Origin of the sequence: Lentzea sp. NPDC020367, assembly GCF_044387305.1 — a bacterium.
GTDB lineage: Bacteria > Actinomycetota > Actinomycetes > Mycobacteriales > Pseudonocardiaceae > Lentzea.
The window spans coordinates 1,138,601-1,163,646 of the sequence record NZ_JBIRVV010000002.1 but is presented as its reverse complement, the minus strand read 5'-3'; the positions used below and the strand labels follow the sequence as shown (position 1 = coordinate 1,163,646).

The 25,046-nt window shown below is 73.1% G+C and carries 2 protein-coding genes and 4 pseudogenes; all 6 read left to right on the top strand.

From position 1 onward, the window contains the following. Positions 1-14 precede the first annotated feature (14 nt). Positions 15-683, top strand: a pseudogene (locus tag ACH413_RS11735) (beta-ketoacyl synthase N-terminal-like domain-containing protein); the annotation flags it as partial. Positions 684-719: 36 nt separating this feature from the next. Beyond that, positions 720-1,052 (top strand): annotated as a pseudogene (locus tag ACH413_RS11730) (hypothetical protein); the annotation flags it as partial. A gap of 12 nt (positions 1,053-1,064) precedes the next feature. After that, a pseudogene (locus ACH413_RS11725) lies at positions 1,065-1,325 on the top strand (ketoacyl-synthetase C-terminal extension domain-containing protein); the annotation flags it as partial. A 216-nt stretch (positions 1,326-1,541) separates the two neighbouring features. Continuing rightward, positions 1,542-2,378 (top strand): annotated as a pseudogene (locus tag ACH413_RS11720) (acyltransferase domain-containing protein); the annotation flags it as partial. Between the two features lie 435 nt (positions 2,379-2,813). Then, positions 2,814-10,148, top strand: a complete 7,335-nt coding sequence (locus ACH413_RS11715; protein ID WP_396424969.1) for an SDR family NAD(P)-dependent oxidoreductase — start codon at positions 2,814-2,816, stop codon at positions 10,146-10,148. Positions 10,149-10,150: 2 nt separating this feature from the next. Then, positions 10,151-25,033, top strand: coding sequence for a type I polyketide synthase (locus ACH413_RS11710; RefSeq protein WP_360031064.1), 14,883 nt, complete (start codon positions 10,151-10,153; stop codon positions 25,031-25,033). Positions 25,034-25,046 lie beyond the last annotated feature (13 nt).

Sequence of the window (25,046 nt, the reverse complement as noted above, 5' to 3'; positions counted from 1 at the left end):
TCGCGATCGTCGGCATGGCCTGCCGGTACCCCGGAGGCGCGAACACCCCCGAACGCCTGTGGGACCTGGTCGCGGGCGAGACCGACGCGATCTCCGACTTCCCGGCAGACCGCGGCTGGGACGTCGCCCGGCTCTACCGCCCCGGCGCGGCGCAGCCGGGGCACAGCTACGTTCGGCAGGGCGGATTCCTGCACGAGGCAGCGGACTTCGACCCCGAGTTCTTCGGGATCTCGCCGCGCGAAGCCGTCGCCATGGATCCGCAGCAACGCCTGCTGCTGGAGGTCGCGCACGAGGCGTTCGAACGCGCGGGCCTCCCGGTCGACGGTCTGCGCGGCAGCCGCACCGGTGTGTTCGTCGGCGGCATGGCCCAGATCTCCGGCCCGTCGGAGGAACAGGTCGAGGCCCTGTCGGGCTATCTGCTCACCGGCAGCGCGGCCAGCGTGTTCTCCGGCCGGATCGCCTACACCTTCGGGCTGGAGGGCCCGGCGCTGACCGTCGACACGGCTTGCTCGTCGTCGCTGGTGGCGATGCACCTCGCCGCGCAGGCGCTGCGGGCGGAGGAGTGCACGCTGGCGCTGGCGGGCGGGGTCACCGTCATGACGACGCCGGAGGGGTTCGTCGAGTTCAGCCAGCAGGGCGGACTCGCCGCCGACGGCCGCGCGAAGGCCTTCTCCGACAACGCCGACGGCACCGCCTGGGGTGAGGGTGTCGGCCTGCTCGTGCTGGAACGGCTCTCCGACGCCCGCCGGCTCGGCCATCCGGTGCTGGCGGTGCTGCGCGGTTCGGCGGTCAACCAGGACGGCGCCTCCAACGGCCTGACCGCGCCGAACGGCCTGGCGCAGCAACGGGTCATCCGTGCGGCACTGGCCAACGCGCGTCTCGCACCGTCCGATGTGGATGTCGTGGAGGCGCACGGCACCGGTACGACGCTGGGCGATCCGATCGAGGCCGAGGCCTTGCTGGCCACCTACGGCAAGGACCGGGACCGGCCGTTGTGGCTGGGGTCGTTGAAGTCGAACATCGGGCACACGCAGGCGGCGGCCGGTGTCGGTGGCGTGATCAAGATGGTCGAGGCGATGCGCCACGGCGTGCTGCCCAGGACCTTGCACGCCGACGTTCCCTCGTCCCATGTGGACTGGACTTCCGGTCAGGTCCGGTTGCTCGCCGAAGCGGTGCGGTGGCCGGAGACCGAAACGCCTCGACGCGCCGGTGTGTCGTCGTTCGGCGTCAGCGGGACGAACGCGCACGTGATCATCGAGGCCGTTTCCGCCGAGGACCACGAGCCGTCCGCGGAACTACCGGTGGTGCCGTGGGTGCTCTCGGCCCGGACCGGACCTGCCCTGCGCGACCTCGCCCAAGCCCTCGGTGGCCTTCACGACGATCCGGTCGACGTCGGGCGCGCGCTGGTCACCACGCGGTCGGTGCGCGAACACCGGGCCGTGGTGCTCGACGCCGCCGGACTCGACGCGGTCGCCAGTGAACCGGCGAACCCCGGTGACGTCGTCTTCGTGTTCCCCGGCCAGGGTTCGCAGTGGGCCGGGATGGGTCGCGCGCTCCTCGGATCGTCGCCGGTGTTCGCCTCGCGGATGTCCGAGTGCGCTTCGGCCCTCTCGTCGTTCGTCGACTGGGACCTGCTCGACGTCCTCGACGACGAAGAGGCGTTGCAACGGGTCGACGTCGTGCAGCCCGTGCTGTGGGCGGTGATGGTGTCGCTGGCCGAGGTCTGGCGTTCGTACGGCGTCGAGCCCGCCGCCGTGGTGGGCCACTCCCAGGGTGAGATCGCGGCGGCGGTCGTCGCGGGCGGTCTGTCCCTCGAGGACGGTGCTCGGGTGGTCGCGCTGCGCAGCAAGGCGATTCTGCGGCTGTCCGGACTGGGCGGCATGGTCTCGCTGGCCGTGCCGGTCGATCACGCACGGGAGCTGATCGCGCCGTGGGACGGCAGGATCTCGGTGGCGGCGGTCAACGGTCCTTCGTCGGTCGTGGTCTCGGGTGAGGCCGGGGCGCTGGACGAGCTGCTCGCGTCGGTCGAGGTGCGGGCGCGGCGGATCGCCGTCGACTACGCCTCGCACTCGGCACAGGTCGAGCTGCTGGCCGACGAGTTGGCCTCGGTGCTGGCGGTGCGTCCTCTGCCCGGCTGGATCCCGTTCGTCTCCGCGGTGACCGGGGAGGTCCTGGACACCACCGGGCTGGACGCGGCCTACTGGTACCGCAACCTCCGCGAGCCCGTCCGGTTCGACCAGGCCGTCACGACGCTTCTCGCGAACCGGGCCACTGTCTTCGTCGAGTGCAGCCCTCACCCCGTGCTCGCCGTCGGCATCGAGGAGACGATCGAGCACGTCGGCGCGAGCGCTGCCGCTGTCGGCACTCTTCGCCGCGATGACGGAGACCTGTCCCGGCTCGTCACGTCGCTCGGCGAGGCGTTCGCCCGCGGTGCGGAGGTCGACTGGGCGGGCGTCTTCGCGGGCACCGGCACCCGCCGCGTCACCCTGCCGACCTATCCGTTCCAGCGCGAGCGCTACTGGTCGGAGCCCGGCACACCGCGGCGCCGCACGGCCGTCGACGACCTGCGGCACGAGACGACCTGGCGGCTCGTGGCCGCCGGAACCCCGGCCGTCACCGGCACCTGGGTCGTGCTCGGCGCAGATGATCTCGCCGGCCGCGTCGCGCGGAGGCTCACCCGCCACGGCGCCGAAGTGGTCCGCTCCGAACTGGGCGACCTCACGGACGTTCGCGGTGTGGTGGCCGTCGCTCCCGCCGGTCGCGTGCCGGAACATCCGTCGGTTCCGGCGGGGTTCGCGGCGACTCTGGCCGCCGTGCAAGCGCTTGCGGAGCACGAAGTTCCTTTGTGGACGATCACGCGCGGCGCGGTCTCCACCTCGGCCGCAGACCGGGTCACCGACCCGGAGCAAGCCCTCGTCTGGGGCCTCGGTCAGGTGGTGCGCCAGGAGCACCCCGCTCGCTGGGGCGGGGTCGTCGACCTGCCCGCCGACGCGGACGACACCGCCGTCGACCTGTTCCTGGGTGCCCTGAACGGCGCGGAGGACGAACTGGCCGTGCGACGGGAAGGCGTGTTCGCACGGCGGCTCGTCCGGTCTGCCGGAGCGCCTGCCCGCCGCGACTGGCGTCCGGCGGGCACGGTTCTGATCACCGGTGGCACGGGTGCGCTCGGCGCCCACGTCGCGCGCCGGATGGCCGGCCTGGGCGCTTCGCACCTGCTGCTCGTCAGCCGCAGCGGACCGGACGCTCCCGGCGCCGCCGACCTGGCCGCCGAGCTCACCGCACTCGGATCGCGGGTCACCGTGGCCGCGTGCGACGCCGCCGACCGCGACGCGCTCGGCGAGCTGATCGACGCCCTGCCGCAGGACGTCCCGCTGCGCTCGGTGATCCACACCGCCGCCGTGCTCGACGACGCCGTGCTCGACGAACTGAGCCTCGACCAGGTGGGCCGGGTGCTGCGGGTGAAGGCCGAGGCGGCGATCACCCTGCACGAGCTGACCCGTGACCTCGACCTCGACGCGTTCGTGCTGTTCTCGTCGCTCGCCGGCACGTACGGCGGGGCCGGGCAGGGGAACTACGCGCCGGGCAACGCCTTCCTGGACGCCTTCGCCCGGTACCGCCGCGGCCTGGGCCTGCCCGCGACGTCGATCGGCTGGGGACACTGGGCCGGCGGCGGCATGGCCGACGGTGGCCTGGAGACCCGGCTGCTGCAACGCGGCGTGCCGCCGATGGCGCCGGAGCTGGCCCTGGACGGCCTTCAGCGGGTCCTCGACCTCGACGACACGGCTGTCGTCGTCGCCGACGTCGACTGGACCGCTGCCGTGGCGCCGAGTCCGCTGCTCGCCGACCTTCCCGAGATGCGGCTCGTCCGCACCGATGCCGAACCCGGCCTCGCCGACCTGGCACCGGAGGAACGCGACCGGCGGTTGCTCGAGATCGTGCGCACGCAGATCGCCGCGGTGCTCGGGTTCTCCGAGCCCGGCCGCATCGATCCCGCGCGAGCCCTGCGCGATCTGGGTTTCGACTCGCTGACGGCGGTCGAGCTGCGGAACCGGCTGGGTGCCTCGGTCGGCCTGAAGCTGCCCGCGACCCTGGTCTTCGACCACCCCAGTCCTGGCGCGCTGGTCCGTCACCTCGCGGAGCGGCTCACCGGCGTGGTCACCGCGGCTGCCGAGGTCTCCGAGCGGGCGGCCGCCGACGAACCGATCGCGATCGTCGCGATGAGCTGCCGGTTCCCGGGCGGGGTCGACTCGCCGGAGGACCTGTGGGAGCTGCTGGCCGCCGGTGGGGACACGGCCACCGAGTTCCCCGACGACCGCGGCTGGGACGTCGAGGCCGTGTACGACCCGGATCCTGAGACGCCTGGCCGTTCCTACGTCCGGCACGGGTCCTTTGTGGACGACGTGACCGGGTTCGACGCGGCGTTCTTCGGGATCAGCCCGCGGGAGGCGCTGGCGATGGACCCGCAGCAGCGGTTGCTGCTGGAGACGTCGTGGGAGGTGTTCGAACGTGCCGGGCTCGACCCGGTGGCGTTGCGCGGCAGCCGGGTCGGCGTGTTCGTCGGAACGAACGGCCAGGACTACAGCACTTTGCTGATGAACGCCCGCGAGCAGGTCGAGGGCTATCTGGGCACGGGCAGTTCGGCGAGCGTGTTCTCCGGTCGCGTCGCGTACGCGTTCGGTCTGGAAGGCCCTGCCGTCACGGTGGACACGGCGTGTTCGTCGTCGTTGGTGGCGCTGCACCTCGCCGCGCAGGCGTTGCGTGCGGGGGAGTGCACGCTCGCGATCGCGGGCGGCGTGACCGTGATGTCCACGCCGATCGGGTTCGTCGAGTTCTCACGTCAGCGCGGTCTGGCCGCGGACGGCCGGTGCAAGCCGTTCGGGGACGCCGCCGACGGCACGGCCTGGGGCGAGGGTGCCGGATTGCTGCTGGTGGAGCGGTTGTCGGACGCTCGCCGTCTCGGACACCCCGTGCTCGCGGTGCTGCGCGGTTCGGCGGTCAACCAGGACGGTGCTTCCAACGGCTTGACGGCGCCCAACGGCCCGTCGCAGCAACGGGTGATCCGGCAGGCTCTCGACGCCGCCGGCCTGCGACCGTCCGATGTGGACGCTGTCGAGGCGCACGGCACCGGCACCCGGCTCGGCGACCCGATCGAGGCGCAGGCGCTGCTGGCCACCTACGGGCAGGACCGGGACGCGCCGGTGTGGCTCGGTTCGGTGAAGTCGAACCTCGGGCACACGCAGGCGGCCGCGGGTGTCGCCGGTGTGATCAAGATGGTGCAGGCGTTGCGGCACGAGGTGCTGCCGAGGACTTTGCGCGCGGACGTTCCTTCGTCCCAGGTGGACTGGTCGGCCGGGGCGGTCTCGTTGCTGACCGAGTCCGTGCCGTGGCCGGTCGGCGGTCGTGTGCGCAGGGCCGGGGTGTCGTCGTTCGGGATCAGCGGCACGAACTCCCACGTCGTTCTGGAAGAGGCACCCGCTGCTGAGCCCGTGCCTGCGGAGACGTACTCCGGCGGCGTCGTGCCGTGGCTGGTCTCGGCGAGGTCCGAGGCCGGATTGCGCGCGCAGGCTTCGCGGCTGCTGGCGTTCCTCGAAACCGAACCCGATCTGGTCGCGACCGCTAGGACTCTCGCCACGGCCAGGGCATCGCACGACCACCGGGCCGTGGTGCTCGCCGCCGACCTCGACGGCTTCCGCCGCGGGCTCACCGGGCTCGCCGAGAGCCGGTCGGTCGCCGAGGTCGTCCGTGGTTCGGCCGGTGGGAAGACCGCGTTCCTGTTCTCCGGCCAGGGTTCTCAGCGGCTGGGGATGGGGCGCGAGCTCTACCAGTCGTTTCCGGCTTACGCGTCGGCGTTCGACGCGGCGTGTGCGCTGCTGGATCCGCGGCTCGCGGAGGTTCTCGGTTCGCCAGAGCTGGATCAGACGGAGTTCGCGCAGCAGGGGATCTTCGCGCTCGAGGTCGCGTTGTTCCGGTTGCTGGAGTCGTGGGGTGTGCGACCGGACTTCGTCGCGGGACATTCGGTCGGGGAGATCGCGGCGGCGCACGTCGCCGGGATCCTGACGCTGGAGGACGCGGCGAAGCTGGTGACCGCGCGCGGCCGCCTGATGCAGGCTCTTCCGCCTGGTGGCGTGATGATCGCCGTGCAGGCGGGCGAGGACGAGGTTCTGCCGCTGCCGGACGGGGTTTCGCTGGCCGCGGTGAACGGGGCCACCTCTGTCGTGTTGTCCGGAGAGGCGGACGCGGTCACCGCGGTGGCGTCGAAGTTCGCCAAGACCAAGCGGCTCAACACGAGCCACGCGTTCCACTCGGCGCTGATGGAGCCGATGCTCGCCGAGTTCCACGCCGTTGTCGAAGGACTTCCCCACGCCGGACCCGCCATCCCGTTCGTGTCCACTGTGGAGGAAGAACCGGAAGTCTCGCCGGAGTACTGGGTGCGGCAGGTGCGCGAGCCCGTCCGGTTCGCCGACGCCGTCGCGCGGCTGCGTGCCGCGGGGGTCACCGAGTTCGTCGAGCTCGGTCCCGACGCGGTGCTCACCCCGATGGTCGAGGAGGCCGTGCCCACGCTGGTGGCCGGGCGCTCCGACTGCCTCGGTGTGCTGACCGCGCTCGCGCGCTTCGCTGACACCGCTTCGTGGGCGCGGGTGTTCGGACCTGGTCCGGTTCGTGCGGACCTGCCGACCTACGCGTTCCAGCACGAGAGGTTCTGGCTGGACGGCGCCGCGGCGGGGGACGTCAACGCGCTGGGCCACCCGTTGCTCGGTGTGGCCGTGGAGCTGCCGGAGTCCGGCGGCCGGGTGCTGACCGGCGCGCTCTCGACCCGGACCTCGCCGTGGCTCTCCGGGCACGCCGTGCACGGCACGGTCATCCTGCCCGGCACGGCGTTCGTGGAGCTGGCTCTGCGTGCGGGTGCCGAGGTGGGGTGTGCGGTGCTGGAGGAACTGACGATCGCCGCACCGCTCGTGCTGCCACCGACCGGCACGGTCCGGATCCAGGTGGCGGTCGTGCCGGTCGACGGCCGGTACGAGGTCACCGTGCACTCGCGCGGCGCCGAGACCGAGCCCTGGACGCGGCACGCGACCGGTGTGCTGACCGATGAGCCGGTGCCCGCCGAGGATCTCGGTGAGTGGCCGCCCGCCGGAGCGTCCGAAGTGGACGTCACCGACCTGTACACCGGTTTCGAGGACCGGGGTTTCACGTACGGGCGGACGTTCCAGGGACTGGGCGCGGCGTGGCTGCGGGACGGCGAGGTGTTCGCCGAGGTGGCGTTGCCCGCCGCCGACCGCGACACCGCGGCGCGGTTCGGCCTGCACCCCGCGTTGCTCGACGCCGCCCTGCACGGCCTGGGTCTCGGCGACCTGCTGCCCGACGACGGCCAGGGGCGGTTGCCGTTCACCTGGTCCGGGGTGGTGCGGCACAGCGAAGGTGCCGCCGGCCTGCGGGTCCGTCTCACGCCGATCGCGCCGGACACCGTGGCTCTGACGGTGGCCGACGGGTCGGGCAGGCCGGTGCTGTCCGTGGCGTCTCTCGTGCTGCGACCGGTTGCGGCAGACCAGTTCGGGCAGGTCCGGGACGCCCTGTTCCGAGTCGACTGGGTTGAGGCTCAAGGAGAGCCCGCTGCCGACGCCAAGACCGTCCTGATCGCTCCGGCCGACGTCCACACCACGACCGCGACGGTGCTGGCCGAGATCCAGGCCTGGCTCGCCGGCGATGGTGACGCCGAACTGGTGTTCCTCACGCGGGGAGCGGTCGCCGCGGTCGACGGTGACGCCGTTCCCGATCTCGGTGCGGCCGCGGCCTGGGGACTCGTTCGCTCCGCTCGCGCCGAGCACCCCGGCCGGTTCCGGCTGGTCGACCTCGACGGGGACACCGTTCCCGCACTTCCGGCCGGAGAGCCCGAACTGGCGGTGCGGGCGGGCCGGATTCTGGTTCCCCGCGTCGTCCGGGGGACGGCGAAGGGCCTGGAGCTTCCGGCAGGCGGCTGGCGGCTCGCGGTCACCACGCCCGGCACGGTGGACGGTGTCACGGCGGTGCCGGAGTCGGCGCAACCGCTTGCCGCGGGCGAGGTGCGGATCGCGGTCCGTGCCGCCGGCGTGAACTTCCGCGACGTTCTCAACGCTCTCGGGCAGTACCCCGGCGGGCCCGTTCCGCTGGGGCAGGAGGCGGCGGGCGTGGTGGTCGAGGTCGGCTCTGGCGTCACCGGGTTGACGTTGGGGGACAAGGTCTTCGGGCTGTTCCCCGGCACGTTCGGCACCCACGCCGTCACCGATCACCGTTTGGTGGCACCGGTTCCGGACGGCTGGACGTTCGCGCAGGCGGCGACCACGCCGGTCGCGTTCCTGACCGCCTACTACGGCCTCGTCGAGCTCGCCGAGCTGAAGCCCGGCGAGTCCGTGCTGGTGCACGCGGCCGCGGGTGGCGTCGGCATGGCCGCTGTCCAGCTCGCGCAGCACCTCGGTGCCGAGGTGCACGCGACCGCGAGTCCCGGCAAGCACGCCGTGGTGCGCGGTCTCGGCGTCGAGCACGTGGCGTCGTCGCGCACCCTCGCGTTCGCTGAGAGTTTCGGACGGATGGACGTCGTGCTGAACTCGCTCGCGGGCGAGTTCGTGGACGCGTCGCTGTCGCTGCTGGCGGACGGCGGCCGGTTCCTCGAGATGGGCAAGACCGACGTCCGTTCGGTGCCCGGCGTCGACTACCGGGCGTTCGACCTCGCCGAGGCCGGGGCCGAGCGGCTCGGGCGAATGCTCGCGGAGGTGCTGGGGCTGTTCGCTGCGGGACACCTGCGGCCGCTGCCGGTCACCGCGTGGGACGTGCGGCAGACGCCGGGCGCGTTGCGGTACCTGAGTCAGGCCAGGCACGTCGGGAAGCTCGCGCTCACCGTCCCGCACGGGATCGACCCCGAAGGCACCGTGCTGATCACCGGCGGTACCGGGGCGCTCGGCGCCGCGCTCGCCCGGCACCTCGTCGCCGGTGGTGCCGAACATGTTGTGCTCACCGGGCGCCGTGGACTGGACGCTCCGGGTGCGGCCGAGCTGGCCGCGCTGGGAGTGACGATCGCGGCCTGCGACGTCGGCGACCGGGCCGCGGTGGCCGAACTGCTGGCCGGGCTGCGTCGCCCGCTCACCGCCGTCGTGCACGCGGCGGGTGTGCTGGCGGACGCCACTGTCGACCGGCTCACCGGCGACGACCTCGCGGCCGTGCTGCGGCCGAAGGCGGACGGTGCCCGCCACCTGCACGAGCTGACCCGCGACGCCGATCTGGCCGCGTTCGTGTTGTTCTCCTCGGTCTCCGGACTTTCCGGCACTCCAGGACAAGGCGGCTACGCGGCTGCCAACGCCTACCTCGACGGCCTGGCTCACCACCGCCGGGCGGCGGGGCTTCCCGCCGTCTCGCTCGCCTGGGGTGCGTGGGAGACGGGCATGGCCGGTGGGCTCAGTGAGACGGACCGCCGTCGCATGAGCCGGTCCGGGTTGCTGCCACTGTCCGCTGAGGACGGTGTGGCGCTGTTCGACGTGGCCGTGGCGGAGGCGGCGAGCCTGCTCGTCCCGATGCGCCTCGACCCCGCGGCGCTGCGCGGTGACGACGTGCCCGCGTTGCTGGGCGGTCTGGTCCGGGCGAAGCCGCGTCGGGCGGTCGCGCCGTCCGACGCGGCCGAGCTGACTCGGCGGCTGGCCGGGCGCACCACGCCCGAGCAGGACGCGATCGTGCTGGAGCTGGTCCGCGAGGCGATGGCCGCGGTGCTCGGGCACGCCGACGCCACTGGTGTCGAGACGAGCCGCGGGTTCCTGGAGGTCGGCTTCGACTCGCTGACCGCCGTCGAACTGCGCAACCGGCTCGCCGCGGCGACCGGGTTGCGGCTGCCGTCGACGCTGGTGTTCGACCACGCGTCGCCCGCGGTCCTCGCGGCGCACCTGCGCGCCGAACTGTCCGGCACCGCGCCGGACGCCGACCGGCTTCTGTCCGAAGTGGACGGCCTGGAGACCCGGCTGCTGGCCGCCGAGCTCGACGACGCCGGTAGGGCTGCGCTGCACGGGCGGCTCCAGACGTTGCTGGCCAAGTGGTCCGGCACCGCGGGCGCCGCCGTCGCGGACAGCCTGGCCACGGCGTCCGCGGACGACCTCTTCGACTTCATCGACAACACATTGGGGAACTGACGGTGTCCAACGAGGAACGGCTGGTCGAGTACCTGCGCCGGGTGACCGCCGACCTGCAGAGGACGCGCACGCGCCTGCAGGAGATCGAGTCCGGCGAACCGGAGCCGATCGCCGTCGTCGGCATGAGCTGCCGCTACCCCGGCGGCGTGGCGTCGCCGGACGACCTGTGGGAACTGGTGCGCGAGGGCCGCGACGCCATCACGCCGTTCCCGGACGACCGCGGCTGGGACATCGCCGCCCTGACCGGCCAGGACCCCGACCAGCGCGGCGCGAGCCACACGGCGGCGGGCGGGTTCCTCGACGACGTCGCCGGGTTCGACGCCGAGTTCTTCGGCATCTCGCCGCGAGCCGCGCTGGCGATGGATCCGCAGCAACGGTTGCTGCTGGAGTCGTCGTGGGCGCTGTTCGAGGACGCCGGCATCGACCCGGCGAGCCTGCGCGGCGGACGGACCGGCGTGTTCGTCGGCGCGTCCTCGTCGGGCTACGCCAGCGGCTTCCCGGAGGCGCCGGAAGGCCTTGAGGGCCACATTCTGACCGGCAACGCGGGCAGCGTGATCTCCGGACGACTGGCGTACCAGTTCGGGCTGGAGGGGCCCGCGGTCACGGTGGACACGGCGTGCTCGTCGTCGCTGGTGGCGCTGCACCTCGCCGCGCAGGCGTTGCGTGCGGGGGAGTGTTCGCTCGCGCTCGCCGGCGGTGTCATGGTTCTCGCGTCACCGACGTTGTTCGTCGAGTTCTCGCGTCAGCGCGGACTCGCGGCGGACGGGCGCTGCAAGTCCTTCGCCGCTGCGGCGGACGGCACCGGCTGGGCGGAGGGTGTCGGGCTCGTCCTGCTGGAGAAGCTGTCCGACGCCCGGCGCAACGGCCACGAGATCCTCGCCGTGGTGCGGGGTTCCGCGGTCAACCAGGACGGCGCGAGCAGCGGGCTGACCGCGCCGAACGGGCCGTCGCAGCAACGCGTGATCCGGGACGCGCTGGCCGGCGCCCGGCTCTCTCCGTCCGATGTGGACGCGGTCGAGGCGCACGGCACGGGCACCAGGCTCGGCGACCCGATCGAGGCGCAGGCCGTGCTCGCGACGTACGGCGGCGATCGGCCCGAACCGCTGTGGCTCGGCTCGCTGAAGTCGAACATCGGGCACGCCCAGTCCGCCGCCGGGGTCGGTGGCGTGATCAAGATGATCCAGGCCATGCGGCACGGCGTGCTGCCGAAGACGCTGCACCTGGACGAGCCGACGCCGCACGTCGACTGGGCGGCGGGCAACGTCCGGCTGCTCACCGACGCGACACCGTGGCCGGAGACCGGAAGGCCGCGCCGTGCGGGCGTGTCGTCGTTCGGGATGAGCGGCACCAACGCGCACGTGATCCTGGAGCAGGCGCCGGTCGTCGATGCCGTGGAGGTGCCCGCGCTGCCGGTCACGCCGGTGCTTCTGTCCGCTCGCACGGCGACCGCACTGCGCGAGCAGGCGCACCTGCTGTCCACTGTGGATTTCGCGCTGCCCGAACTGGCGGCCGCCACGGCGACCCGGGGCGGTCTGGAGCACCGCGCCGTCGTGATCGCTTCGGACCGGGACGCGTTGCTCACCGCGCTGCGGGAGTTCGACGTCGTCCAGGGACAGCCCGGTGGGAAGACCGCGTTCCTGTTCTCGGGCCAGGGATCACAGCGCACCGGCATGGGGCGTGAGCTGTATGAGGCCTTCCCGGTCTACGCGTCTGCGTTCGACGCGGTGTGCGCCCTGCTGGACCCGCGGCTGCGCGAGGTTCTGGACGGTGCGGAGCTGGATCGCACGGAGTTCGCGCAGCAGGGGATCTTCGCGGTCGAGGTCGCGTTGTTCCGGCTGCTGGAGTCGTGGGGTGTCCGGCCGGACTTCGTGCTCGGGCACTCGGTGGGAGAGATCGCGGCGGCGCACGTCGCGGGGATTCTGTCGTTGGAGGACGCGGCCGCGCTGGTGCTGGCGCGTGGGCGGTTGATGCAGGCGTTGCCCGAGGGCGGCGCGATGATCGCCGTGCAGGCGGGTGAGGACGAGGTTCTGCCGCTGCCGGACGGGGTCTCGCTGGCCGCGGTGAACGGGCCGTCCTCGGTCGTGCTGTCCGGAGCTGAGGACGCGGTCGTCGCTGTCGCGTCCCGGTTCGCGAAGAGCAAGCGGCTCAACACGAGCCACGCCTTCCACTCGGCGCTGATGGAACCGATGCTCGCCGAGTTCCGCACCGCCCTCGCTCGGCTCACCTTCTCCGCGCCGGCGATTCCCGTCGTGTCCACAGTGGAGGAGTCGGCCGCGTGGGACGCGGACTACTGGGTCCGCCAGGTGCGGCAGCCGGTCCGGTTCCACGACGGCGTCGAACGCCTGCGCGCCCAGGGCGTCACGGTGTTCGCCGAGATCGGTCCGGCCGCGGTGCTCACCCCGCTCGCCGACGACGTGGTTCCGCTGCTGCGCAAGGACAAGCCGGAGCCGGAGACGGTGATCCGCGGGCTGAGCACCCTGCACGTCCGCGGCACGGCCGTCGACTGGCCGAGGTTCTTCGGCGGCGCCCGGCGGCTTTCGTTGCCGCACTACCCGTTCGAGCACGAGCGGTTCTGGCTGGCCGCACCCGCCGTGACCGGTGACGTCAGCGCCGCCGGACTCACCCGCCTCGACCACTCGCTGCTGGGTGCTGCTCTGGCGCTCGCCGACGGTGACGGGTTCCTCTGCACGGGTGTCCTGTCGCCGCGATCGCACCCGTGGCTCGCCGACCACGTCGTGCTCGGCACGACGTTGGTGCCCGGCACCGCTTTCGTCGAACTGGCCCTGCGCGCCGCCGAACAGGCCGGCTGCGACCGGATCGACGAGCTCACCATCGAGGCGCCGCTGACCCTGACCGACAGCGGAGCCGAGGTCCAGATCGCCGTCGGTGCTCCCGGCCCGGACGGTGTCCGAGGTCTGCGCATCCACGCGCGCCCGGCGGGTTCGGCGTTCGACGAGCCGTGGACCCGGCACGCCACCGGCACCCTGTCCACGGCAGGAAAGTCCGTCACGGGCCCCGCCGAGTGGCCGCCCGCGGGAGCCGAGGCACTGGACGTCGACGACCTCTACGCCCGGTTCGCCGACCGCGGTTTCGACTACGGGCCGGCTTTCCAGGGCCTGCGCGCTGCCTGGCGGCGTGGCGACGACGTCTTCGCCGAGGTCGCACTGCCCGACTCGGCACAGGCCGCCGGGCGGTTCGCGCTGCACCCCGCGTTGCTGGACAGCGCGTTGCACGGGCTGGCGTTCGGCGTGCTGCCGGACACCGGTGCGGGCAGGGTGCCGTTCTCCTGGACCGGCGTCACGGTGCCCGCGCGTGGTCGTTCGGCGCTGCGGGTCCGGTTGTCCGCCACCGGATCGGACACCGTCGCGCTCGTGGCCACCGACGAGACCGGGCAGCCGGTCGCCACCGTCGAGGGGCTGACGATGCGGCCGGTCGCCGTGCCCCGGCAGTCGCTGTTCGCGGTGGACTGGCCGCAACTGCCGCCTGGCGGGACGTCCGAGAACATTCGGCCGACGTTCCTGACGGTCGGCGGCGGCGTCGATCCCGCGGCCACGCTCGCCGCGACCACTCAGGTGTTGAGCGAGTTGCAGAACTGGCTCGCCGCCGAGCACGCGCCCGACGAACGCCTGGTAGTCGTCACGCGAGGTGCGGTCGCCGTGGAGGACGAGGCCGTCACCGATCTCGCCGGTGCGGCCGTGCGCGGACTGGTACTGGCGGCGCAGGCCGAGCACCCCGACCGGTTCGTGCTGGTGGACACCGACTCGGCCGACGTGACGAGGTTCCCCGCCGGGGAGCCGCAGTTCGCCGTCCGCGACGGCCGCGTGTTCGTGCCGCGACTGGTCAGGGCCGCCGCGCCCGCCGGAGACCCGCTGGACTGGGACACGGTCCTGATCACCGGAGGCACCGGCGCGCTCGGGTCGGCGCTCGCCCGGCACCTGCTCGACCGCGGCACCCGACGTGTCGTCGTCGCCACCCGCCGGGGGCAGGACGCACCCGGCGCGGCCGTGCTGACCGAGCTCGGCGTCGAGGTCGTGGCCTGCGACGTCACCGACCGGGACGCGGTCACCGCGCTGCTCGGCTCGTTGCCCGGTCTCGACGCCGTGGTGCACGCGGCCGGTGTGCTCGACGACGGTGTGCTGGACTCGCTGACGCCGGAGCGGCTCGCGGTTGTGCTGCGTCCCAAGGCGGACGCGGCCTGGTTGTTGCACGAACTGACTCTCGACGCTGGTCTGTCGGCGTTCGTCGTGTTCTCGTCGGTCGCGGGTGTTTTCGGTGCGGCCGGGCAGGCGAACTACGCCGCCGCCAACGCCTATCTCGACGCACTGGTGGCGCACCGCAGGGCCGCCGGACTGCCCGGCACCTCGCTGGCCTGGGGTGCCTGGGAGACCGGCATGGCCGCCGACGCGTCAGCGGGCGGCCTGGTTCCGCTGTCCACAAAGGATGGACTGGCGCTGTTCGATGCCGCACTGGCGGCCGGCCGGGCCGTCACGCTGCCGGTGAAGCTGGACCTGGCCGCGTTCCGCGCGGGTCAGGTGCCGGCGCTGCTGCGCGGCCTGGTGCGGCCGTCGGCCCGGCGCGCGGTGCCCGGCTCGGCGTTCGGTGAGCGGCTGGCCTCCGTCTCCGCCGCCGAGCGCGAGGCGTTGCTGCTGGAGCTGGTCCGGACCGAGGCCGCGGCCGTGCTGGGCCACGAACCCGGCGCCAGGATCGACGTGAGCAAGGCGTTCAGCGACATCGGGTTCGACTCGCTCACCGCGGTCGACCTGCGCAACCGGCTCGCGGAGGCGACCGGGCTGCGGCTGTCGTCGACGCTCGTGTTCGACCACCCCGGTGCGGCCGCGCTCGCGGCGCACCTCGGCGCCGAACTGCTGGGTACCTCGGTCGCGGCGGTGCCGGCCGCGGTCGTCGCGGCCGACGAGCCCATCGCGATCGTCGGGATGAGCTGCCGGTATCCCGGTGGCGTCACGTCGCCGGACGACCTGTGGCGGCTGGTGGCGGAAGGCAGGGACGGCGTCGGGGAGTTCCCGGACGACCGCGGCTGGGACGTCGAGTACGACCAGGACCCCGGGCGAACCGGTACCACGTACACCCGCGAGGGCGGGTTCCTCTACGACGCGGCGGAGTTCGACGCGGCGTTCTTCGGGATCAGTCCCCGTGAGGCCGTCGCGATGGACCCGCAGCAGCGGTTGCTGCTCGAGTCGTCGTGGGAGGCGTTCGAGAACGCGGGCATCGCTCCCGACTCGGTGAGGGGCAGCCGCACCGGTGTCTTCGCGGGCCTGATGTACCACGACTACGGTGCCCGGATCACGACCGCGCCGGCGGATCTCGAGGGTTTCCTCGGAATCGGCAACTCCGGCAGCGTCCTTTCCGGACGGATCGCCTACTCGTTCGGGCTGGAAGGCCCGGCGGTCACCGTCGACACGGCGTGCTCGTCGTCGTTGGTGGCACTGCACCTCGCCGCTCAGGCGCTGCGTTCGGGCGAGTGCTCGCTGGCGCTCGCCGGTGGTGTGACGGTGATGGCCACGCCGGCGACGTTCCTCGAGTTCTCGCGCCAGCGCGGGCTCGCGGCGGACGGACGCTGCAAGTCCTTTGCCGCAGCAGCCGACGGCACCGGCTGGGGTGAGGGCGTCGGAGTCCTCGTGCTGGAACGGCTATCCGACGCCCGGCGCAACGGGCACCGCGTGCTCGCCGTCGTGCGTGGATCGGCGGTCAACTCGGACGGCGCGTCCAACGGTCTGACAGCGCCGAACGGGCCGTCCCAGCAACGCGTCATCCGGGCCGCGCTGGCGACCGCGGGCCTGACTCCGTCCGATGTGGACGCGGTCGAGGCGCACGGCACCGGCACGCGGCTCGGCGATCCGATCGAGGCTCAGGCACTGCTGGCGACCTACGGCCAGGAACGCTCGGAGGGCCCGTTGTGGCTGGGGTCGATCAAGTCGAACCTCGGTCACACGCAGGCCGCCGCGGGTGTCGCGGGCGTGATCAAGATGGTGCAGGCGTTGCGGCACGGGCTGCTGCCCAGGACGTTGCACGTCGATGAGCCGACTCCGCACGTCGACTGGACCGCGGGCGAGGTCCGATTGCTGACCGAGCCCGTCGCGTGGCCCGCGGGTGAGCGCGTCCGTCGCGCCGCGGTGTCGTCGTTCGGGATCAGCGGCACCAACGCTCACGTACTGCTGGAGGAGGCGCCGGACGCACCTGTCGTCACCGCCTCCCGCGAACTGCCGGTGGTGCCGTGGGTGCTCTCGGCCAAGACCCTGGACGCTCTGCGCGAGCAGGCGCGACGGCTGCTCGCCGCGGCCCCGGACCTGCCGGTGCCCGTGGTGGCCCAGGCGCTGGCCGGTGGCCGCGCGACGCTGGACCACCGTGCGGCCGTCGTCGGCGCCGACCGTGCCGAACTGCTGCGCGGGCTTGAGGCCGTCGCTTCGGGGACGGCCGCTCCGGATGTCCACATCGGACGATCTGGTGCCGGCAAGGTCGCGTTCCTGTTCACCGGCCAGGGTTCGCAGCGCGCGGGCATGGGACGCGAGTTGTACGAGGCGTTCCCGGTCTACGCCGCTGCGTTCGACGCGGTGTGTGCGCTGCTGGACCCGCGGCTTCGCGAGGTCCTAGATTCTGCTGAGCTGGATCGCACGGAATTCGCTCAGCAGGGGATCTTCGCGCTGGAAGTGGCGTTGTTCCGGTTGCTGGAGTCGTGGGGAGTCCGGCCGGGGTTCGTCGCCGGGCACTCCGTCGGCGAGATCGCCGCTGCCCACGTCGCCGGGATCCTGACCTTGGAGGACGCGGCCGCGCTGGTCGTCGCGCGTGGGCGGTTGATGCAGGCGCTGCCCGAGGGTGGCGTGATGATCGCGGTGCAGGCGTCCGAGGAGGACGTGCTGCCGCTGCCAGAAGGAGTGTCGCTCGCCGCGGTCAACGGGCCTTCCTCGGTCGTGCTCTCCGGGGTCGAGGAAGCGGTTGTCGCGGTGGCTTCGCGGTTCGCGAAGACCAAGCGGCTCAACACGAGTCATGCCTTCCACTCGGCGCTGATGGAGCCGATGCTGGCCGAGTTCGGCGCCTCGATCGACGGCCTCGAGTGCGCTGAACCCACCGTGCCGTTCATGTCCAGTGTGGACGTTTCGGCTGAGCTGTCGGCGGACTACTGGGTGCGGCAGGTCCGTGAGCCCGTCCGGTTCGCCGACGCCGTCACGCGGTTGCGGGAGCAGGGCGTCACGGAGTTCGTCGAGATCGGTCCCGACGCCGTTCTCGCCGCGATGGTCGACGACGCCGTCCCGCTGCTCCGTGCCGGACGCGCGGAGGCCTCGTCGGTGCTCGCGGCGCTCGCCCGGCTGCACGTGCGGGGCGTCGAGCCGGACTGGGCCGAGGTGTTCGCGGGCACCGGCTCCGCGCCGGTCGACCTGCCGTCCTACGCCTTCGAACGCGACCGGTACTGGCTCGACGCGGCTCCGGTCGCCGACGTGGCCTCACTCGGTCAGTCCGCGCCCGGCCACCCGTTGCTGAGTGCCGCCGTCGACCTGCCGGACGCCGGGACGGTGTTCACCGGCACGCTGTCGGTGCGGACCGCGCCGTGGCTCGGCGAGCACGAGGTGCTGGGGGAGCCGCTGCTTCCCGGTGCGGCGTTCGCGGACCTCGCGTTGTGCGCGGGGGCCGAACTGGGGTGCCCGGCCGTCGACGAGCTCACCCTCGGCGCGCCACTGGTGCTGCGCGGCCAGGTGTCCCTGCGGGTGACCGTCGGAGCGCCTGCCGACGGGCGGCGGCCGCTGACCATCCACTCACGACAGTCCGATGAGGACTCCTGGACGGTGCACGCCACCGGTGCGGTGAGCGCTTCCGCCGGTCAGGCCGACGATCTGACGGAATGGCCGCCCGCGGGAGCGGTCGAGGTACCGGTCGGTGATCTCTACGAACGGGCTGCGGAGCAGGGCTTCGGTTACGGCCCGGCGTTCCGGGGAGTGCGGGCGGCCTGGCGGTACGACGACACGGTGTTCGCGGAGGTCGAGCTGCCGCCGGACCGCGTGGCGGAGGCCGGGGAGTACGGCCTGCACCCGGCTCTGCTCGACGCGGCACTGCACGGTGTCGGCCTCGGTGAGTTCGTGGCCGGCGGAGCGTTCCTGCCGTTCTCCTGGACGGGTGTGTCGCTGGCCGCGACGGGGGCGGCGGCGCTGCGGGTGCGGATCCGCCCCGCCGGCCAGGACGCGATCAGTCTGACCCTGGCCGACGCGACCGGACGGGGAGTGGCGAGCGTGCGCTCGCTGGCGTTGCGCCCGGTGTCGGCGAACCAGGTGACGACGAGGGTGGAGGCGTTGCACCGGCTGGAGTGGGTGCGCGCGGCGGACACCGGCGTCCGACCGGTGGTCGTGACCGGTCTCGCGGACGCCGGCTCCGTCCGCCCCGCGATCGTGACCGGTCTTGCCGCCCTCACCGACCCGGTGCCCTCCGTCGTCGCACTCGAATGGGCACCGTGCGACCTGGCCGACGCCGTCACCCGCGCCCTCGACCTCGTGCACACCTGGGTCGCGGACGAGCGGTTCGCCCAGTCCCGCCTGGTCCTGGTGACCCGCGGGGCCGTGGCCACCCGCCCCGGCGAGGACGTCACCGACCTCACCGCTGCCGCCGCCCGAGGCCTGCTGCGCACCGCCGCGCAGGAGTACCCCGGCCGGTTCGGCCTGGCCGACCTCGGTCCGGACGACGAACTCCGCGCGTTGCCCGACGAGCAGGAGGCGGCCGTCCGCGACGGCCAGGTACTGGTGCCGCGGCTGGCCAAGGCCACCGGACAGGGTGAGCCCACGACCATCGCCGACCCGCACGGGACCGTGCTGATCACCGGCGGCACCGGTGCCCTCGGCGCGGCCGTCGCCCGGCACCTCGCCGGGCAGGGGGCCGGGCACCTGCTGCTCACCTCACGCCGAGGCCTGGAGGCAGACGGCGCGAAGGCTCTCGTCGCGGAGCTGGAAGCGGCTGGATCCCTGGTGACGGTCGAGGCGTGCGACGTCGCCGATCGCGGAGAACTCGCCGCGTTGCTCGAAACCGTTCCGCAGGACCGGCCGCTCACCGCGGTGGTGCACGCGGCAGGGGTGCTCGACGACGGCCTGCTCAGCGCGCAGGACCCCGCCCGGCTCGCCGCGGTCCTCGGCCCGAAGGCCGACGCCGCAAGGCATCTGCACGAGCTGACGGCAGGTCGGGTCGAGCTCGTGCTGTTCTCCTCGGTCGCGGGCGCCTTCGGCAGCGCGGGCCAGGGCGGGTACGCGGCCGCGAACGCCTACCTCGACGCCCTCGCCTCCCACCGGGTCGCGCACGGGTTGCCGGCGCGGTCGCTGGCCTGGGGACCGTGGCTGGACGGAGGCATGGCTGCCGGGCTCGCCGACGCCGAACTCCGCCGGATCGAACGCAGCGGCCTGCGCCCGATCGACACCGCCACCGGACTGGCGCTCTTCGACGCCGCCCTGGCGCACGACGAACCCGTGCTGTGGCCGGTGAAACTGGACCACGCGGTCCTGCGCGCGCAGGGTGAGCGCCTTCCGGCGATCCTGCGCGGGCTCGTGCGAGTCCCCGTCCGCAAGGCGGCGGCGAAGCGTGCGGGCAAGGACCGCAAGGCGTTGCTCGACCTCGTGCGCGCCGAGTCCGCGGCGGTGCTCGGCCATGGCTCGGCCGCCGCGATCGAGCCGGACCAGGCGTTCTCGGAACTGGGGTTCGACTCGCTGACCGCGGTCGAGCTGCGCAACCGGCTCGACGCCGCCACCGGGCTCCGGCTCGCCGTCACCGTCGTGTTCGACCACGCGACGCCCGCCGCACTGGCGGACCACCTCGAAGCCGAGCTCACCGGCGAACGCGCCGACGTGGCCGCGCCGGTGACCCAGGTCGTCGACGAACCCATCGCGATCGTCGGGATGAGCTGCCGGTACCCCGGCGGCGTCACCTCGCCGGACGACCTCTGGCGGCTGGTCCTCGACGGGCGGGACGCCATCGGCGAGTTCCCCGCCGACCGCGGCTGGGACGTCGAGTACGACCCCGATCCCGAACGGTCCGGCACCACCTACACCCGTGAGGGCGGGTTCCTCCACGACGCGGCGGAGTTCGACGCGGCGTTCTTCGGGATCAGTCCGCGCGAGGCACTTGCGATGGATCCCCAGCAGCGGTTGCTGCTGGAAGCGTCGTGGGAGGCGTTTGAAAGTGCGGGGATCGACCCTGGTGCCATGCGCGGTAGCCGCACCGGTGTGTTCGCCGGTCAGATGTACCACGACTACGGTGCCCGGCTGACCGACGTACCGGAGGGTGTGGAGGGGTTCGTCGGCATCGGCAACTCCGGCAGTGTCCTGTCCGGACGCGTCGCCTACTCGTTCGGGCTGGAGGGCCCGGCGGTCACCGTCGACACGGCGTGTTCGTCGTCGTTGGTGACCCTGCACCTCGCCGCACAGGCGTTGCGGCAGGGCGAGTGCACGCTCGCGCTCGCCGGCGGTGTCACCGTGATGGCGACCCCGGCGACGTTCGTCGAGTTCAGCCGTCAGCGCGGACTGGCGCCGGACGGCCGTTGCAAGCCGTTCGCGGCGGCCGCCGACGGCACCGGCTGGTCCGAGGGCGTGGGCGTGCTGGTCCTGGAACGGCTGTCCGACGCGCGACGCAACGGTCATCGCGTGCTCGCCACCGTGCGTGGATCCGCGGTCAACTCCGACGGTGCCTCGAACGGCCTGACCGCGCCGAACGGGCCTTCTCAGCAACGGGTGATCCGGCAGGCGCTCGCCGCCGCCGGCCTCGGACCGTCCGATGTGGACGTCGTCGAGGCGCACGGCACCGGCACCCGGCTCGGTGACCCGATCGAGGCCCAGGCGGTTCTCGCCACCTACGGCCAGGACCGGGAAACGCCGCTGTGGCTGGGTTCGGTCAAGTCGAACCTCGGGCACACGCAGGCCGCGGCGGGGGTCGCGGGCGTGATCAAGATGGTGCAGGCGTTGCGGCACGGTGTGTTGCCGCAGTCGCTTCACGTCGACGAGCCGACTCCGCACGTCGACTGGAGTGCCGGAGAGGTCCGGTTGCTGACCGAACCCGTCGCATGGCCTGCCGATCGAGTTCGTCGTGCCGCCGTGTCGTCGTTCGGCATCAGTGGCACCAACGCTCACGTCATCCTCGAAGCGGTGCCGGAGCCGGAAGCCGTGGTGACGGCACATCCTTGCCCACCCTTCGTCCTCTCGGCCAAGTCGCCGGCCGCGCTCCGTGCGCAGGCGACGCGGTTGCGGGAACACCTGACCGCTCATCCCGGGCAGACGCCGGCGGCCGTCGCCGAGGCACTGATCGGCCGGTCCCAGCACGCCCATCGCGCGGTCGTCGTCGGTGACGTGCAGGCGGGACTGGCTGCGATCGGCAGCGGGTCCGGCGCCGTGACCGGAGCAGTGGTGCCGGACGGGCGGGTCGCGTTCCTCTTCACCGGCCAGGGTTCGCAGCGGCCGGGTATGGGCCGGGAGCTGTACGAGAGCTTCCCCGGCTACGCCGAGGCCTTCGACGCGGTCTGCGCGCACCTCGATCCGAGGCTGCGTGACGTCGTCTTCGGCGGCGGACCGGAGCTGGACACGACCGAGTTCGCGCAGCAGGCGATCTTCGCACTGCAGGTCGCGCTGTTCCGGCTGCTGGCGTCGTGGGGCGTCGAGCCGGAGGTCGTGCTGGGGCACTCGGTCGGCGAGATCGCCGCCGCGCACGTCGCCGGGGTCCTGTCTCTGGAGGACGCCGCGACGCTGGTCGTGGCACGCGGCAGGCTGATGCAGGCGCTGCCCTCGGGTGGCGTGATGATCGCCGTCCAGGCCTCCGCCGAAGACGTTCTGCCGTTGCCGGACGGTGTTTCGCTGGCCGCGGTCAACGGGCCGGACTCGGTGGTGCTGTCCGGTGACGAGGACGCCGTCACCGCGTTCGCGGCGGGCTGGGCGACGACCAAACGGCTCAACACGAGCCATGCCTTCCACTCCGCGTTGATGGAACCGGTGCTGGAGGAGTTCCGCGCGGTCGTCGAGGGACTGACCTTCGCCGAGCCGGGCGTCTCCATCGTGTCCACAGTGGAGGGAAGCGACCCGGCCACCGCCGAGCACTGGGTGCGTCAGGTGCGCGAGCCGGTGCGCTTCCACGACGGAGTGGTGGCTCTGCGCGAAGTCCACGGTGTCACGGACTTCCTGGAACTGGGGCCGGACGGTGTGCTGAGCGCGATGGTCGACGGTGAGGCCGTTCCGGCGCTGCGGGCAGGCCGTCCGGAGCCGGAGACCCTGATCACCGCGCTGGCCCGGTTGCACGTGCGGGGACGCCAGGTCGACTGGGCCGCGGGCTTCGGCCCCGGCGGCCACGTGGACCTGCCGGCCTACGCCTTCCAGCGGGAGCGGTTCTGGCTCGCCGCCAAGCCGTCCGGGGACGTCACCTCGGCCGGTCTGGTCGCGACCGGTCACCCGTTGCTCGCGGCGGTCGTCCCGCTGGCAGGCGAGGACGGAGTCCTCGGTACAGCAAGGCTATCGCCGCGGACGCATCCGTGGCTCGCCGACCACACCGTCGGCGGCACCACCGTGCTGCCGGGCACCGCGCTGCTCGAACTGGTGCTGCGGACCGCGGCCGAGACCGGCTGCGGTGTCGTCACCGAACTGACCCTCGAAGTTCCTCTCGTGGTGCCGGGCCAGGGCGTTCAGCTCCAGGTCACGGTCGGTGCGGCCGAAAACGGGGAACGCCCGGTGCGCGTGCACGCCCGCCATGACGACACGTGGACCCGACACGCCGTGGGCACTGTCGCCGAGGGCGCCAAACCGTTGGTGGCCTTGACCGAGTGGCCACCCGCGGGTGCGGAACCACTGGCGATCGACGACGTGTACCAGGGATTCGCCGAGGCGGGGCTGGGCTACGGACCGGTGTTCCAGGGTCTGCGGGCCGCCTGGTCGCGCGGCGAGGAGCTGTTCGCGGAGGTGGCTCTTCCCGAGGCCGCACCGGGATTCCTGCTGCACCCGGCGTTGTTCGACGCGGCGCTGCACACGGCCGCGCTGAAGGGCGACGGCACGGCGCAGCTGCCGTTCTCGTGGAGCGGCGTCCACCTCTCGGCCACCGGCGCCACCAGCCTGCGGGTCCGGCTCACCCCGGCACCGGAAGGTGTCGCGCTGGCACTGGCCGACGGAACGGGAGCGCCGGTCGGCGTCGTGGACTCGTTGACGCTGAGGCCTTTCTCCGCCGACGTGCTCGGCGTGCGGGACGCGCTCTTCCGCGTCGACTGGGCGCCGGTCACCGCGGCACCGTTCACCCGGTGCGAGGTGCTCGGTGACGACACCGACCTGGTCGCCGTGCTGAAGCAGGCGGGCGTCGAGATCTCCAGCGAGACCCCGGACGTCGTCTTCCTGCCCGTGCCACGGATCGCCGGCACGGTCCCGGACGCCGTGCGCGAGACCGTCTTGTCGGTGCTCGGCACCGTCCGGGAGTGGCTCGCGGGCTCCGGGGCACGGCTGGTCGTCGTGACCCGCGGCGCCGTCGCGACCTCGCCTGGCGAGGACGTGCCGGATCTGGCGGCCGCGGCCGTGTGGGGCCTGCTGCGCTCGGCTCAGGCCGAGCACCCGGACCGGTTCGCGCTCCTCGACCTCGACGACTCGGTTCCCGTGCTGACCGAGGAGCCGCAGGCGGCCGTCCGGTCCGGGCGACTGCTCGTGCCGCGGCTGGCCCGTGTCCGCGTCGGCGAGGGCGAGGTGCCGGCGACGCCCGGAACCGTGCTCGTCACCGGCGGGACCGGTGCGCTGGGCGCGGCCGTCGCCCGGCACCTGGCGGAACGGGGAGCACAGCACCTCGTGCTCGCCAGCCGTCGCGGTTCCACGGCGCCGGGAGCGTCCGAACTCGCCGCGGAACTGCGTGAGCTCGGCGCGGACGTGACGCTCGTGGCGTGCGACCTCGCCGACCGGGACGCGGTGGCGGGGCTGCTCGCCGCCCACCCGGTCACGGCGGTCGTGCACACCGCGGGCGTGCTCGCCGACGGTGTCGTGGAAACTCTGACACCGCAGCAGGTCGAGACCGTGCTGCGGGCCAAGGCCGACGCGGCCTGGCACCTGCACGAACTGGCGGGCGACCTCGACGAGTTCGTCCTGTTCTCCTCGGCCGCCGGCACGCTCGGCACGCCGGGTCAGGCGAACTACGCGGCCGCCAACGCGTTCCTCGACGCGCTGGCCGCCCACCGCCGGGCGGCCGGTCGGCCCGCGCAGTCCCTCGCCTGGGGCCTGTGGGCCGACGGCATGGGAGACGCGGCACGCCGGGGCGCGGTCACCGCACTGTCCACTGCGGACGGACTGGCGCTGTACGACGCGTCCCGTGCCGACGGTGGCGCCGCACTCGTCCCGATGCGGCTCGACCTCACGGCGCGGGGCGAGGTGCCCGCGTTGCTGCGAGGGCTCGTCCGGACTCCGGCACGGGCGGCCGCGCCGGACCAGCTGGCACAGCGACTGGCGGCGGTGCCGGAAGCCGACCGGCACGACCTGCTCGTCGGGTTCGTCCGCACCCAGGTGGCCGCCGTGCTCGGGCACTCCGACGCGGACGCCGTCCCGGCCCGGCAGTCGTTCCGGGACCTGGGTTTCGACTCGCTCACCGCGGTCGAGCTGCGCAACCGGATCGGTGCCGCGACCGGCCTGCGGCTGCCCGCGACGCTGGTGTTCAGCTACCCGGACGCGACCGCGCTCGCCACGCACCTGGAGTCCGAGCTGCACGTCGAACCGGCGGAGCCGGACCTGACCGCGGTGCTCGCCGCGATCGGGATCGACCGGCTGCGCGCGGCCGGGCTGCTCGAACCCCTGCTGCGGCTCGCCGACCCCGCGGCCGTCACCACCGCCCCCATCGAAGCCTCGATCGACGCCATGGACGTGGACGACCTCGTCGCCCTGGCCCTCGACGGCGACCCCTCCTGACCTGATCGCGGAG